We start from the raw sequence: 15,036 nt of genomic DNA, 5'->3' as shown, positions 1-15,036 counted from the left end.
TTTCGCATTTATGAGCCTTCTTATACAATGTTATCTCAAAAGACTACACGACAGGCTAGCGCGCCTTCTCAAAGGCCTCGTTAAACTCCTGTGCACCACGAATGTCCAGTGGCGTAATTCCGCCCTCATCATGTGTCGTCAGGCGAAGCGTGACCGCTTTATAATCAATTGTAATATGTGGATGGTGGTCAAAAGCCTCAGCAATGGCAGCCACCGCATCGACAAAGGCTATGCCCTTCATATAATCGCTGAACATATATTTGCGCGTAATCGTGTTTTTCACCAGCTTCCAGCCTTCCAGCTTGCCGATCTGCTCGATCAATTCTTCCTCTGTAAGCAGCACATTGTTACCTCCCTTACTTAATTAGTAGCAAAGTTCCGATCGCCTTGTCTCTTTGCTTGTTTAAATAAAACATCCCTTAGCTTCTGAGGTCCAAGGGATGTGCCAGGATAAAGACAATTTTCGGTTTAATTGTATTCTTCAATCCCGGTAAATAGTACTTCGCTCCGTCAATTTTACCACGGGCGGCAGACTGCGGCAAATTCCGCTCTGCTAGATTCCTATTAAACGAGGACAACAGAAGCCAAGTCCTCTTCGCCGAGCAAAACGTTGATCCGGTGTGTATCCTTGTCGTAGATCACAACCCCGCTTCCCACCTCAATGACCGGTTCATTGCCAAGTGCATAGAACAGATCCTCAGCAAGCGCTTCCCATACCTCAAGCTTCGACTCCTGTGGCAGCTCCTGCCATTCCTCCGGGTCCATTTCAAAAAATAAAAATCCGTCGGTAATACGCCCGACTGCTTCGGTCAAATCGTTCAGGATTTCTGCATAATCTCTGCCATGTTTAACGCCCATGTGTATCACTCCGTTTTCTTCACTGATGAATAATAACTTACCTTCTCCATTATAGCCGAAAAAATGACTTCACAAAAAAGGGAATGATGTCGATAAATAAGAATATAAGTTATTCCGTTTGGGTTAAGATGCCCCGCCGCGCTTCAAGGATGATTAACGCGGCTACGTCGGATCACTTCTTAAATCTCATGGACGAGGTGCATAATGGAAATCTCAACAATAATCGGTCTAGTCTTTGGTCTGGTCTCTGTTCTTTTCGGGATGGTGCTGAAGGGCGCTCCCATCCAGAGTTTGGCCACTCCCGCTGCTTACTTAATTATTTTATTGGGTACCGCCGCTTCAATCTTTATGGCTTTTCCATTTTCAGAAATCAAAAAGGTACCAAGCTTGTTTAAAATGATCTTTGTTAAAAAGAAACTGGTCAGCAAAGCGGAACTAATTACTACATTTATGGACTGGGCATCCATCACACGCCGTGAAGGCCTGCTGGCTCTGGAGTCCAAGGTTGATGAAATAGAGGATGGTTTCCTCCGGAACGGCATGCGGATGATTATCGATGGTAACGATCAGGAATTCGTTCGCGATGTACTTATGGAGGATATCCGTGCTACTGAAGATCGTCATAAAGCCGGTGCACTGATCTTCTCCCAGGCTGGTATGTACGCGCCTACGCTGGGGGTACTCGGAGCCGTAATCGGACTTATCGCTGCACTTGCGGACATGACTGAGATGGAAAAGCTCGCCCACGCTATCGGCGGAGCATTTATCGCTACCGTATTGGGTATTTTCACAGGATACGTGCTGTGGCACCCGATTGCCAACAAGCTCAAGCGGCTCTCCAAGCAAGAGATGGATGTCCGCCTAATGATGGTAGAAGGTCTACTGTCCATTCAATCCGGGGTCTCCACGATTGCGATAAATCAAAAACTGGCAGTCTTCCTGACGCCTACGGAACGCGCCAAGCTGCTGGATAAGGAGGAAGGTTCGAGTGAGCAAAAAGACTAGACACGAGGAACATGAGGAGCATGCCGACGAATCTTGGCTGCTGCCGTATTCTGACCTCATGACCCTGCTTGTCGCCTTGTTCCTCGTTATGTATGCCATGAGCGCTACCGATGCCAGAAAGTTCGAAGAAATGGCCCAAGCCTTTAGTTCCGTTCTGAACGGCGGAACCGGCGTGCTGACAGAACGGGCAGCAACACCTTCCGAGAGTAATCTGGACCAGGGAAAGAGCGAGAAGATGAACAATGTCGTCTCCAAGAACACGGGAGAAGCAGAAATGGCCAAGCTGCGCCAGAAGGAACAGGAAGACCTCGAGAAGCTCAAGAAGCAGTTCGATCAATATATCAAGAACAATGGACTGACCGATCTGCTCAGCACCAAGCTGAACCAGTCCCAGCTGATGATTACCATCAGTGACAATGCCCTGTTCGCTTCCGGACAGGCCGTAGTCAAGGATGAATCGAGGCAGCTGGCCAAGTCCATCTCAACGATGCTGCAGCAATTCCCCGACTACGATGTAGTTGTTCAGGGACACACGGACAATATCCCGATTTCCAACACCAGCTATTCCTCCAACTGGGATCTCAGTGTGGATCGGGCCTTGCACTTTATGAAGATTCTGTTGCTTAACCCTAATCTCGATCCGAAGAAATTCAGTCCGATCGGTTACGGAGAATACCATCCTATCGCGGATAACTCTACTGCTGCAGGACGTGCGAAGAACCGCCGGGTTGAAGTCTCCATCATCCGAAAGTATCAAGAGTTCAAGAAATTCACAGGGATTCCACCATCCGATAATTAATTATCCGTCGTGGACAAGCATAGAGCGGCTCCTAAAGGTCTAACCTTAGGAGCCGCTCTATTTATTACCCTTTTATACGGAGCTGATGAGCCTACAGCAGTTCATAATTCAACATGGCCCCTAGCTCTGCTCTTTCATTAGGCGACAGATCACGCCATTGTCCGACCGGCAAGCTGCCTAGGTTGATGTTCATGATCCGGATGCGCTGAAGACGTCTGACCTCATAACCGAAGGCGCTGCACATACGGCGAATCTGCCTGTTCTTGCCTTCAGTTAGAATAATCCGGAAGACCCGCTCTGTGATGCGTGTAACGGTGCAAGGCAACGTCTTCTCGCCCAGAATCTTGACCCCACTGGACATCCCTGTAATAAAGGATGGGGTGATCGGCCGATCAACAGTTACTATATATTCCTTCTCATGACGCCCCTCTGATCGCAAGATCTTGTTGACGATATCTCCGTCATTGGTCAATAGAATCAGACCTTCTGAATCCTTGTCGAGTCGCCCGATCGGAAAGATTCGCTCTGAATGACCTACAAAATTAACAATGTTGCCTTTAATATGTTCCTCTGTAGTAGAGGTGATACCTACAGGCTTGTTCAATGCGATGTAAACGATAGTATTGCCTGTCTCCAGTAAATTCCCGTCAATCCTTACTTCATCGCCCTGCTCGGCCTGACTGCCAAGCATTGCTTGTTCTCCATTGATCGTTACTCTGCCGCTTTCAACCAGCTTGTCGGCTTCACGGCGTGAGCAGTAGCCTGTCTCACTGATGAATTTATTGATTCTCACCTTACTATTCACTCCGTTCTTCATTCATGCTCTTACGGGGGACAACAGCCTCCGCGGCAGGCATCGTAATCGTAACCATCGCGCCTCTGCCTACCTCACTTGTTATCTCCATACTGCCCTTATGTGCCTGTATAATACGCTGGCTAACCATAAGCCCCAGTCCTGTACCGGTTTCTTTATTAGTGAAAAATGGCTCGCCCAGCTTGGGCAGCATCTCTTCCGGAATTCCTTCACCCTCGTCGGCAATCACAATGACCACACAATGATCGGTGGTATACTGTTCCAATGTGATTGTACCGCCGTTCGGCATAGCCTCGATAGCATTTTTAACAATATTGATAAAGACCTGCTTCAACTGATTCTCTTCACAATGGACCGTTGCAGGCTCATCGGAGAATTTGGCTGCGAATTCAATATCGAACAAATGGGCCTGGCTGTCCAGCAGAGAAATAACATCACTGAGGATAAAACGGATATCCTTCTGCTGGAAGTGAACGGCTTGCGGCTTGGCCAGAATTAGAAACTCACTGACAATAAGATTGATCCGCTCCAGCTCGGACAGCATCAGCTCAATATGCAGCGGAATTAGGACCTGCTTCTCCTGCTGCAGCTGCAGAAAGCCTCTCAGCGTGGTCAACGGGTTGCGGATCTCATGCGCTACCCCTGCCGCCAGCTGACCAACCGTAGTCAGCTTCTCTGAGCGTCTCAGTAGCTCTTCCATCCGGTTCCGCTCAGTCATATCACGCGAGACGTGGACGAAGGACAACGGCTTGCCTTCCTCATCCCGGATCACCGAGGTACTGACGCTGACCTCAATGATAGAACCGTCCTTCTTCAATCTTAAGGTCTCAACAGGCGGAAGTACCTTCCCTTTCTTCAGTTCCTCCAGCCGCTCCGCCTCCAGCTTAAGGGCGGTTGCTGGAACGAGATATGGAGTATTCCCTGTCGACTCATGGACGCTCCACCCATACAGCTCCTCAAAGGCACGATTCGTGCTAAGAATCTGTCCATTCATATCCATCGTGTGTATGGCATCGGAAGTTCCGTTAATTACCGACTCCAAGTGTTCCTTGACCGCACGATTCTCTTCCAGTGTCTGGCCGAGACGACTTGTATGCTGCATGAGATGATCAGACATTGCATTAATCCGCTGCGCCAGCTGTCCCAGTTCATCCCGGCTGCTGACCTTGAGCGTCGGCTCAAATTTCCCTCTGGCGACGTCATTCACTTTGGCCAGAATCGCTTTGATTGGACGTGTAACATAGCCGGACAGAATATAACTGCCCAAAAAGAAAATTACCAGCAATAGAAGACTAGTTAAGCTGTTGTTAACAAGCTGTTTATGGATCACCGAGGAAATGACCGAGTAATCCATAACCACACTTACAACATAGGAGCCTCTCCCCGGCTGCATAATAGGGATGAAGCTTTTCAGCACTCTTTTGCCCAGAGCCTTCGTATCCAGCAGCACCGGCTGTTGTCGGCTTATGGCTGCAGCCACTGCCGCCTTATCCTGCTGTACGTTGCCATAAGTATAGCTGCCATACTTAATGGGACGATTACGCAGCTTCAGATTCAATTTATCGCTTCCGTCTGATAACATGCTTGTCAGAGCGAAGGTCTCCGGATTAATACCTGTGATCTCCAGGATCCCTGGATTGACCGCTTGTGTCTGCTTCACAATTTCGTCCGGGCTCATAATCTTAACATAATCATTGACGGAAGTACTGCGAACATAGGGATCAATGATATAATTGCTTGTCCCATCATAGTAGTATCCCCACTTCTCGATAGATTCGGGATTGGAAGTAGAGTATTCGAAGGGCCCCGACCAGAAGTGGTCTAGCACCTGTCCTTGGTCGACGGTAACCTGCTGACTGAGGAACAGCTCCAGGAAAGCAACATACCAATAACCCCAACCCCTGGTGGATAAACCCACCTCTTTGGGGTCAGATGATTTGGCAATCACTATATCATCATTAGTTTTGACAAGCAGCGAAATATTAGACACACCCAGTTTGAGGGATAACTCTCTCAGCTGGCGATTGTCCACATTCTTAATGTCAGGGTCCAGCTCGTGTGAAGCCAGGATCGCAGCCATCCGCAAATTGTTGGCAATCTGGCCTTCAACATAAGCCGAGCTATAGCTGCTCTGTTCTACTGAAACGGCAATCTGCATGGCGGTCATTCTCATGTTTCTTTCCGTTTCATTTCGCAAATTATTTCGCACATCATAGAGGTTAAATGTTAGGTTCAGCACCAGAACAAGCAGCACTGAGCCAAATAAAATGGCTGATAATTTCGTTTTTATGGACAAGCTCCCTTTTCACCTCTTACCGCTGGTAAATCCTAGCGGAGTGTTCATCATTATCATACCTTTTGCCCCTCCATTTGAAAAGGACATTATAATGTAGGAATCCTTACTAGGATTGAAATACAGATACACTTTCACTACAATGGGTATGAAACCATCCACATCTTATGCACATATAAACAGATTATCAGAAAGCGTTGTGCACAAATTTGTGCACAAGTCGGCGGTTATCCACAGAGTTACACACATTTTGTTCAGAACGAATATTTGTTCGTTGAACAATAGAAACAAAATCCGAAGGGAAGATGTACTTTTGAGTAAGATGGAATATGAACCGCCTGTCGACGCACAAGCCGCCCATGAGTATTGGATGAGGTACGCGATTGAAGAAGCACGCAAGGCCGAGGCGCTCGGTGAAGTCCCCATTGGTGCAATTATTGTGCATGATGATAAAATTATCGGACGTGGCTACAATCTCCGCGAGACGACACTGGATTCAACTGCTCACGCCGAAATGGTAGCTATACGGGAAGCGAGTCAGGCCCTGAATTCCTGGCGACTCCTGGATTGCAAGCTTTACGTTACGCTCGAGCCCTGTCCCATGTGTGCAGGTGCGATGGTACAGTCCAGAGTACCACTGACTGTATATGGCACAACGGACCCTAAGGCGGGCTGTGCGGGGACCCTGATGAATCTGCTGGAGGAACCACGATTTAATCACCGTACAGAGGTCATCCAAGGCATACTGCAGGAGGAATGCGCCGAACTATTGACCTCCTTCTTCCGTCGTTTGCGCCGCAAGCCGGCCGCAGCTGACAAAGTAGGCATTCCTTTTGCCAGCCATGATACGAGAAAGGAATAGAACAATGACAATGACTTTGTCTAATACATCCAAAGGAATTTATCTCTCCCCTCTAACGCTTAAAGATGCCGGAGAGTTACTTGATCTACGCCTACGGAACCGAATCGCACATCAACCGGTTGAGCCAAAGCGGGATGATGATTTCTTCACACTTGAAACCCAGCGCCAGCATATCAGTCAGCGGATTGCCGATGCAGATCAGGATCGGGCTTATATGTTCGGAATTTATTCGCTGGATGGCAAGCTCATTGGCCAGATTACTTTGTCCAATGTGGTTCGCGGTGTAGCTCAATATGCTGACCTCGGCTATTTCATTGATAAAGAGACTGAGGGTAAAGGATATATGACTGCAGCAGTCAGACTTGTGCTGGAATATGCCTTCCGCGCACTGGGTCTGCACAGAGTGCAAGCAGGGATCCTGTTGCACAATGAAGGTTCCCGCCGGGTACTTGAGAAAAACGGCTTTCAGGCTGAGGGCGTAGCCCGTAAATACCTCAAGATCAACGGAGAATACCAGGATCACCAGACCTTCTCCATCCTGGTCGATGAATTTAAGTAGAGCCAAGTAGAAACGGCTTTGCCGTCCTCTATGGGACGGTATCCAGTTCAGCGAGAAATATAAGGATGTTTTATAGCATAAAACATATAAATCATTATATTTTAAAAAATCCCGCACGTGCCTAAGAGACACATGCGGGATTTTTATTTTTTACCGATTAAAATGTATCAGAGCTACCACCAAACTGCTTCTGCAACTCATCCAAAGTCACAACAGCATCGCCTTGCGGAATTCCGATTTTGAAATCGGCTTTTTCATTGATTTTGCTATATTGATTGCTGCCAGTGACCGACAATCCGATGTTTGTGTTATCTTCTGGAATGTTCACTTTAAAGTCCATCAGGAGATTCTGATACACCGGGAAATCATCCTTGTTGATCGCGGTATTGAACTGGAACTGGTTGATGGTTAAGTATTTCTCGAGATCGGCCAGATCTTTGTCAATCTCTGCTTTATTCTTTCCAGCCAGTATCTCTTCCTTAGCTTTAGCAAGATCGGCAGGATCTACTTGCAACAAGTCCTTATATTCATCCTTGCTGATTACGTCAAAGAGTTTAGGAAGTGCGTTATTGATGAAGATTGTGATCGCTTCTTTAATGTTGTCATTGTTCAACCCAAACTGAATGACCTGCTTCGCATCTACGCCTTCAGGAAGTCCAGCATCCTTAGGTTTGATGTCTTTGAAGTATTTCGATTCATCGTACTGAGCCAGAACAGCGTCCAGAACTTCGCTCTGAAGCTTGCGCGCTTTCTCAGTATCCAGTGTTGCAGCGTTGAACTCTTGACCTGATTTTTCAGCTAGTTCTTTGAGATCCAGCTCTACAAATTTGCCAACAATGTTCTCAGGAATCGGGAAGAACGGTATAGATGGAACCTTAATATACACTTTTTCTTTAGTGGCAACGATAGGAATCGTAAAGCTCATAGCCATATCGCCCTTCAGGTTAAGAACCAGCGTGGCTTCAGTTTGCATCGGATCTGCTTGATATACACTATCCACGGAAATCTCTGCGTTCTTCAGCATGCTGAGTACCTGCGTAGCCATCGCACTCGATGGATCATCCGTAGGTGCATCAATAGTCAAATCATTGACCACAAATTTGGTATTCAGCTCATAAGAGCTCAGTGTTACCGCTTTAGCTGCGGCATTCTTTAGTGCTTCTTTCGGTGGTTCTTGTTTACTTGCACATCCTGGCAGAATTACAGCTGTTGCAACCAACAACGCTGCCGCGGATAGCCCCCATTTTTTAAACATTATATATCTCCTCTCCCATGCAAAGAAATGTTTCCCTCCCCCTAATGATAAACCATTTGACAATTTTGAGAAACATTACTCAAGAACTAAAGTAGTTTATTTTTTATCCTTGTGGATTATGATGATCCACATGATTGGCCTGCTTCACCTTTTTCGAACCGGAAAGTGGCTCCTGTCCATTAGCTTTAGGCTCCTCCTTGCGACTTCTTCCGGAACTCTGCGTTCCTGGAACCTGAATCGTTTTAGGTTTGCTCATACGCTCTCCTCCTAGGGGTTTGTTAGGTCTTTTAGGGCTTGTGCACATTCATGTATCTGCCGCGTATACTGCTGTGCCAGACCCTGTACGGCATCCGTATGTTCATCTATATGCCGTCCTGCTTGTTCCACATCAATCAAATTTACAGCTACCTCCCTGCTGTCCACATATGTGCAGCGAAAATCGAGTGAGTAATGCTGATGTCCTGCTGCATTAAAATGAATAAGCAGGCTGCTGCAGTCTGCTGCGTCTCCCTGCACGGTGAAGCTATCGCCATCCTCCATAAGCGCGGGCAAACGTTCCTGCCAAGCAGAGACCAACTGCTGTTGATCCAATTGCATATCTCGGTTCATTGTTATAATCACCCTCCTTCTCTAATACATTGCCGAGAAATCCATCTTTTTATTCCCGAATGAAGACGAACAAAAAAAGCCGCCTCCAGAGGAGACAGCTTCGATTCGTTATATATATGATGTTCTTGAAAATAAATGGCGGAGAGGATGGGATTCGAACCCATGTGGGCTTGCACCCTAACGGTTTTCAAGACCGCCCCGTTATGACCGCTTCGGTACCTCTCCAATAAATCTTAAGTCACATGCAATAAGAATTATATCACACAACCCAAAGGTTACGCAACTATATTATTATCGAGCCGATTTTGGGGTGATGGATTTCACATTCCGCATGTACGGCTGCAGGCATTCTGGAATTTGTACGCTGCCATCTTCCTGCTGATAGTTCTCCAGAATAGCGGCTACAGTCCGACCGACAGCCAGTGCCGATCCGTTCAGTGTATGTACGAATTCCGGCTTAGCTTTAGGATCTTTACGGTAACGAATATTAGCACGGCGGGCCTGGAAGTCTTCCGTATTGGAACAGGAAGAGATTTCGCGGTACAATCCGCTTTCAGGCAGCCATACCTCCAAATCGTACGTTTTGGCCGCAGTGAAGCCCATATCGCCTGTGCAGAGCCCCAGCACACGATAAGGGAGGCCCAGCAGTTGCAGCACACGCTCAGCGTCAGCCGTCATTTTCTCAAGCTCCTCATAGGAGGTCTCAGCAGAAGTGATTTTGACCAATTCTACCTTATTGAATTGATGCTGACGAATCAAGCCACGCGTATCACGACCAGCAGAACCAGCTTCAGAACGGAAGCAAGAGCTGTAAGCCACATGATATTTAGGGAGATCGGCAGCCGTCAGGATTTCTTCGCGGTAATAGTTCGTAACTGGAACCTCTGCTGTCGGAATAAGGTAGTACTCTGTGTCACGCAGTTTGAAGAGATCCTCCTCGAACTTAGGCAGTTGTCCTGTTCCATAAAGGCTGTCCTTATTAACAATGTGCGGTGGCAGCATTTCTTCATATTGATGCTCGCCGCTGTGCAGATCCATCATAAAGTTGATCAAAGCACGCTCCAGGCGAGCCCCAAGGCCTTTGTAGAAAACAAAACGTGAGCCTGTAACCTTCGCAGCCGCTTCAAAATCAATAATATCCAGCTGCTGTGCCAGCTCCCAGTGGGATTTTGGCGTGAACCCGAATTCTCTCGGCTGTGACCACCGGCGAATCTCAACATTCTCTTCCTCAGACGTTCCAACCGGAACCGATTCATGGGGAATATTCGGAATACTCATCGTCAGCTCAGAGATTTTGACTTCAAGCTCCCGAACCTCATCATCCAGTTCTTTAATACGGTCAGATACCGTACGCATTTCAGTAATCAGATCCTCCGCAGGCTCACCATTCTTCTTCTTCTTGGCCACCTCTGCAGATACAGTATTCCGACGGTTTTTAAGACCTTCCGTCTCTTGCAGCACCTCGCGACGACGCAAATCAAGCGCCGGGAATTCTGCAATCAAATCCAGCGATTTGCCACGTTTCTCAAGCGCTTGCTCTACGCGCGCATAATCACTGCGCAATATTTTTACATCCAACACAAAGTTTCCCTCCTGAAAATAGCCTTAACTCTTTCAATAGCCTGTTACAGCATTGAAAGAGTGAGGATGTTCTTATATATAGTTCTATTCAATAGCTGCACCGACAACCTGAACCATATCTGCAAAGTATTGATGCAGGCTATAATCGTCAGTTAATTCCGGGTGAAAAGAGGAGACCAGCAGATTACCCTGGCGTGCAGTTACAATCTCGTTGTTATAGACAGAAAGAACCTCCACCTCAGGTCCCACCTCAGTAATGAGCGGAGCACGGATGAATACAGCACGAACTGCTTCATCAATCCCTTTGACCTCCAGATCACATTCAAAGCTTTCCCGCTGGCGTCCAAATGCATTCCGAGCTACGGTAATGTCCATCAGCTCCAAATGTCCGGGCTCACCACTGGCAATTCGTTTTGCAAGTACGATCAGACCGGCGCAGGTTCCAAATACCGGTTTGCCTTGACTGGAAAAGTCACGTATCGCTTCGATGAAGCCGTACTTGCGCATCAGCTTACCGATCGTAGTACTCTCTCCGCCAGGAATGATAAGCCCCTGAACCTCTTCCAGCTGTTCTACCCGCTTAATCGGCAAGCCTACAGCACCAGTCTTCTCAATACTGACAATATGTTCTGTTACTGCGCCCTGAAGCGCCAGTACTCCTATTTTCATCCTGAACCCTCTCTCTATTAACGGCCACACTCCGACACACGTTCGCCGGTGTCAGCGTCGCAATATCGATACCCTTCATCGGTGCACCAAGGTTCTTGGACACTTCAGCAATTCATTACCAGATTGACTACCATTAATCTAACATGTAATTTTACTGCATGAAGCGCAAATATACAACCCGCTAACTCGGATTATCTACTTCAATAGACAAAAAATTCGTTAGAACAAATTCTTGATCCCCTTAAACAGATCACCGAAAAATTCGCCTATTGCTCTAAGAAATAGCTTGAACCAGCCTGCTTTTTCCGCTTCCTCTGCCGTAATCAGATTGACCGTCTTTTGTTGAACGAGATCCATGCCGTCTACCTTGTAAGTATACGTCACCTTGCCGACTTTGGAGGAGGTCGCTATAGGTGCAACCAGAGTCGCTGGATCATTGGTCTGAACAGCAGATTCAATCTTCGGAGAAGTCGTGCCTTTAGGGACGATAAATGTTACGCCTTGATCCGTAACTACCGGTACTTCTTTATTTTTTCCTTTTAACACTGGCACTGTTTCAGTACCTTCAATCACGGTTTTTGGTGCAACAACCTGCTTAATCTCAAAATTGTTAAATCCATAATCAAGCACCTTCTTCGTTTCGGTGAAACGATGCGCCTCGCTATTGGCTCCCATAACCACACTAATCAAACGCATGCCATCACGGACAGCCGTACCTGTAAAGCAGTTCCCAGCACTGGAGGTATGACCAGTCTTTAGACCATCAAGACCAGGATAAGCATAAGCCTTGAAGTTAGCGATATCCTTATTCGATTCTAGCATCCAGTTGTAGTTAACGATCGGCTTCTTATCACGCTCACGGAATTTATAAGATTGAATGGTGGTGTACTTATTAAAGTCCGGGTGATCGGTAACAATATATCTAGCAAGAATGGCAGCATCCATGGCAGACATTACGGTCTCACGATTACTTTCTGGACGGAACTTAGCTGGCATATCGGCCCGGCTAAGACCGGTAGAGTTGATAAAGTACGCCGTCTTCATACCCATCTTCTGTGCCGTCTGGTTCATTAGCTCTACAAATTGCTGCTCCGAACCGGATACCAGCTCAGCCAAAGCAACAGTAGCATCATTAGCCGAACCTACCGCCATCGCGATATACAGCTCTTCAACCGTATGCTCGTCACCTGGAGCGAGGAATATACGGGAACCCACTTGCTTGGAAGCGTTCTCCTGTATGATAACCTTTTGATCCCAAGACAGCTGTCCGTTCTTCACGGCATCAGCTACCAAATATTCAGTCATCATCTTGGTCATACTTGCCGGAGGAAGCGGCACATCCGCATTCAAAGACATTAGGATTTGACCTGTAGTAGGCTCCATCAGCACAGCCGACCGCACATTGAGACCCAGTGAATCTACAGAAGGGATTTTGGATACTGTAACTGTCGCAGCCTTCGTGGTCGGTGTTTTACCCGCATCTGTGGTAGCTGGGGTCTTCGCCGCTTCGGCCAAAGCAGCCGGAATTGATGGTGACAAAAGCATATTTAAAAGCAAACCTACCGTTGCTGTCTTAATCACAAATTGTTTACCGCTGAATTGTTTTTTCTTATACTTCAATGATTACTACTCTCCTTTGAAACTCATTTCAGTGCTTGTTCTATTCTAACACAGGGGTATCTGCAAAAAAAGACAGACCCGGCGAAAATCGCCCGGTCTGTCCATTATTTAGTCGTTCCATTCCATTATAAGGAATAGTTCGGCGCTTCTTTTGTAATCTGTACATCATGTGGATGACTTTCCCGCAAACCAGCACCTGTGATTCGGATAAATGCTGTGTCATTGCGAAGTTCATTAAGATTCTTCGTTCCGCAATAACCCATACCAGAGCGGAGACCGCCGATCAACTGGTGAATGGTGTCAGAAAGAGGTCCCTTGAAAGCTACTCGGCCTTCGATACCCTCAGGAACGAGCTTCTTGTCATCATCCTGGAAGTAACGATCCTTGCTGCCTTGCTTCATAGCGCTCATACTACCCATGCCACGATATACTTTGAACTTACGTCCTTGGTAAATCTCGGATTCACCAGGACTTTCTTCTGTTCCTGCGAATAGACTGCCCATCATAACAGCGTGGGCGCCAGAGGCAATAGCCTTGGTAATCTCACCGGAGTACTTGATACCCCCATCAGCAATGATTGGAATGCCATACTCACGGGCAACTGTCGCACAGTCATAAATTGCTGTAATTTGCGGAACGCCGATACCGGCGATAACCCGCGTTGTACAGATCGAGCCTGGACCAATACCAACTTTAACCACAGAAGCCCCAGCTTCGATCAACTCACGTGTTGCTTCGCCTGTAGCCACGTTGCCTGCAACAATAGTCAGATCAGGGTACAATTCACGCAATTTACGGACTGCATCAATGATGTTGATATGATGGCCATGCGCAGAATCGACTGTAATCAGATCGACGCCTACATTAACCAGTGCTTCTGCACGCTCGAAAGTATCTTTGGAGATTCCGATAGCCGCGCCTACCAATAACCGGCCTTGTGCATCTTTCGCACCGTTAGGGAACTGGATCGCTTTCTCAATGTCCTTGATGGTGATCAGACCTTTAAGGATGTTATTCTCATCGACAAGCGGCAACTTCTCGATCTTATGACGCTGGAGAATGCCTTCAGCTTCCTGAAGTGTTGTGCCCACAGGTGCGGTCACAAGATTCTCACGAGTCATTACTTCTTTAATCTGAATGTTAAAATCGTGAATGAAGCGCAGATCCCGGTTGGTAAGGATACCTACCAGTTTTTTGTTCTCATCGACGATAGGTACACCGGAAATCCGGTATTTACCCATCAGATGCTCTGCATCAGAGACCCAGTGATCCGGAGTAAGCGAGAACGGGTTAGTAATAACCCCACTCTCAGAGCGCTTCACACGGTCTACTTCTTCCGCTTGTTGCTCTACAGACATATTCTTGTGAATGATACCGATACCGCCCTCACGAGCGATAGCGATCGCCATAGCCGCTTCAGTAACTGTATCCATTCCTGCACTAATAAGCGGAATATTTAGCTTTACATTCTTACTCAGAACAGTCGTCAAGTCTACTTCCTTCGGCAGCACCTCGGATTTACGCGGAACCAGCAGCACATCATCAAACGTCAAGCCCTCTTTACCAAACTTATCTTCCCACACCTGGGTCATTCCTCCTCGATAGTTGTATTTATTCTAACCGCCCACAAACTTTATAAATGAAGAAAGGCTCGATCAAGTCCATTCACGATAGACAAAAGTACAGCGGCAAAAGTTGTACGAAATCGTATCTTCAGTGTAGGTTTGAGATGCATGTCCAAAAATATATTATTGTCCATCTTAGCAAAGGGCATTTGCACTGTCAAGAATATTACATCATCAATTACTGGATTAAAATTTGCCTTCTCGGGTAAGCGAATTCTTGGACAAAGGTCCATGGTACATGGACAAAAATATTGTTTCTATCCACCATCTAGATACATTTTATAAGGCATTTAAGTCTTTATTTTACAAAAATAACCCAATTAATTTCCATTTATTATGCTCATAGAAAATACAAAAAAGCCCTTGCTGATTAACTCAACAAGGACTCGTATGCTTGGCGGCGTCCTACTCTCCCAGGACCCTTCGGTCCAAGTACCATCGGCGCTGGAGGGCTTAACGGTCGTGTTCGGGATGGGTACGCGTGGAA

15 protein-coding genes, 1 tRNA gene and 1 rRNA gene are annotated in these 15,036 nt (G+C 47.0%); 4 read left to right on the top strand and 13 right to left on the bottom strand.

Annotation, left to right across the window (positions count from 1 at the left end):
* Nucleotides 1–55 precede the first annotated feature (55 nt).
* Entirely contained in the window at nucleotides 56–343 is a 288-nt protein-coding gene (locus AC3Y23_RS28595; RefSeq protein WP_379205474.1) for a 4a-hydroxytetrahydrobiopterin dehydratase, read from the bottom strand.
* Between the two features lie 221 nt (nucleotides 344–564).
* A complete protein-coding gene (locus AC3Y23_RS28590) occupies nucleotides 565–858 on the bottom strand; it encodes a hypothetical protein (protein WP_379205473.1) in 294 nt (97 codons plus the stop codon).
* A gap of 204 nt (nucleotides 859–1,062) precedes the next feature.
* Here AC3Y23_RS28590 and motA point away from each other — a divergent pair, with 204 nt between their 5' ends.
* Nucleotides 1,063–1,863 carry a flagellar motor stator protein MotA gene (gene motA, locus AC3Y23_RS28585; RefSeq protein WP_379205472.1) on the top strand — a complete coding sequence of 267 codons (801 nt, stop codon included), beginning with the start codon at nucleotides 1,063–1,065 and terminating at the stop codon, nucleotides 1,861–1,863.
* Entirely contained in the window at nucleotides 1,847–2,662 is an 816-nt protein-coding gene (gene motB / locus AC3Y23_RS28580; protein ID WP_379205471.1) for a flagellar motor protein MotB, read from the top strand. The genes motA and motB overlap by 17 nt, the downstream gene beginning before the upstream one ends.
* 91 nt (nucleotides 2,663–2,753) lie before the next feature.
* Here the strand turns inward: motB and rluF are convergent, their stop codons facing one another.
* Both rluF and AC3Y23_RS28570 read right to left on the bottom strand, forming a co-directional pair.
* Nucleotides 2,754–3,455, bottom strand: a complete 702-nt coding sequence (rluF, locus tag AC3Y23_RS28575) for a 23S rRNA pseudouridine(2604) synthase RluF (protein ID WP_379205499.1) — start codon at nucleotides 3,453–3,455, stop codon at nucleotides 2,754–2,756.
* Nucleotides 3,456–3,459: 4 nt separating this feature from the next.
* Nucleotides 3,460–5,772 carry an ATP-binding protein gene (locus AC3Y23_RS28570; RefSeq protein ID WP_379205470.1) on the bottom strand — a complete coding sequence of 771 codons (2,313 nt, stop codon included), beginning with the start codon at nucleotides 5,770–5,772 and terminating at the stop codon, nucleotides 3,460–3,462.
* 319 nt (nucleotides 5,773–6,091) lie between these two features.
* Between AC3Y23_RS28570 and tadA the strand changes: the two genes are divergently transcribed.
* Both tadA and AC3Y23_RS28560 read left to right on the top strand, forming a co-directional pair.
* On the top strand, nucleotides 6,092–6,631 hold the full coding sequence (tadA, locus tag AC3Y23_RS28565) for a tRNA adenosine(34) deaminase TadA (RefSeq protein ID WP_379205498.1): 540 nt from the start codon (nucleotides 6,092–6,094) through the stop codon (nucleotides 6,629–6,631).
* Nucleotides 6,632–6,635: 4 nt separating this feature from the next.
* On the top strand, nucleotides 6,636–7,190 hold the full coding sequence (locus AC3Y23_RS28560; RefSeq protein WP_379205469.1) for a GNAT family N-acetyltransferase: 555 nt from the start codon (nucleotides 6,636–6,638) through the stop codon (nucleotides 7,188–7,190).
* A gap of 157 nt (nucleotides 7,191–7,347) precedes the next feature.
* Here AC3Y23_RS28560 and AC3Y23_RS28555 read toward each other — a convergent pair whose 3' ends face one another.
* From AC3Y23_RS28555 to rrf, 9 genes are all read right to left on the bottom strand, one after another.
* A complete protein-coding gene (locus tag AC3Y23_RS28555) occupies nucleotides 7,348–8,445 on the bottom strand; it encodes a hypothetical protein (RefSeq protein ID WP_379205468.1) in 1,098 nt (365 codons plus the stop codon).
* A 103-nt stretch (nucleotides 8,446–8,548) separates the two neighbouring features.
* The gene (locus AC3Y23_RS28550; protein WP_379205467.1) at nucleotides 8,549–8,701 is read right to left on the bottom strand and encodes a small acid-soluble spore protein P; all 153 of its coding nucleotides are present in this window, start codon (nucleotides 8,699–8,701) and stop codon (nucleotides 8,549–8,551) included.
* An 11-nt stretch (nucleotides 8,702–8,712) separates the two neighbouring features.
* Nucleotides 8,713–9,054: a hypothetical protein gene (locus AC3Y23_RS28545; RefSeq protein WP_379205466.1), complete on the bottom strand. Its 342-nt coding sequence runs from the start codon at nucleotides 9,052–9,054 to the stop codon at nucleotides 8,713–8,715.
* Between the two features lie 136 nt (nucleotides 9,055–9,190).
* Nucleotides 9,191–9,279, bottom strand: a tRNA-Ser gene (locus AC3Y23_RS28540).
* A 66-nt stretch (nucleotides 9,280–9,345) separates the two neighbouring features.
* On the bottom strand, nucleotides 9,346–10,635 hold the full coding sequence (gene serS / locus AC3Y23_RS28535) for a serine--tRNA ligase (protein ID WP_379205465.1): 1,290 nt from the start codon (nucleotides 10,633–10,635) through the stop codon (nucleotides 9,346–9,348).
* An 84-nt stretch (nucleotides 10,636–10,719) separates the two neighbouring features.
* Nucleotides 10,720–11,304, bottom strand: a complete 585-nt coding sequence (gene pdxT, locus AC3Y23_RS28530; RefSeq protein ID WP_379205464.1) for a pyridoxal 5'-phosphate synthase glutaminase subunit PdxT — start codon at nucleotides 11,302–11,304, stop codon at nucleotides 10,720–10,722.
* Between the two features lie 219 nt (nucleotides 11,305–11,523).
* Complete coding sequence (locus tag AC3Y23_RS28525) at nucleotides 11,524–12,924, bottom strand: D-alanyl-D-alanine carboxypeptidase family protein (RefSeq protein WP_379205463.1); 1,401 nt, start codon at nucleotides 12,922–12,924, stop codon at nucleotides 11,524–11,526.
* A 125-nt stretch (nucleotides 12,925–13,049) separates the two neighbouring features.
* Nucleotides 13,050–14,507 (bottom strand): IMP dehydrogenase, encoded by a 1,458-nt coding sequence (guaB, locus tag AC3Y23_RS28520; protein WP_379205497.1) that lies wholly within the window; start codon nucleotides 14,505–14,507, stop codon nucleotides 13,050–13,052.
* Nucleotides 14,508–14,941: 434 nt separating this feature from the next.
* Nucleotides 14,942–15,036, bottom strand: a 5S ribosomal RNA gene (gene rrf, locus AC3Y23_RS28515); the annotation flags it as partial.

The organism is Paenibacillus sp. MAHUQ-45 (genome assembly GCF_058133325.1).
This window is presented reverse-complemented; position numbering and strand designations above follow the sequence as displayed.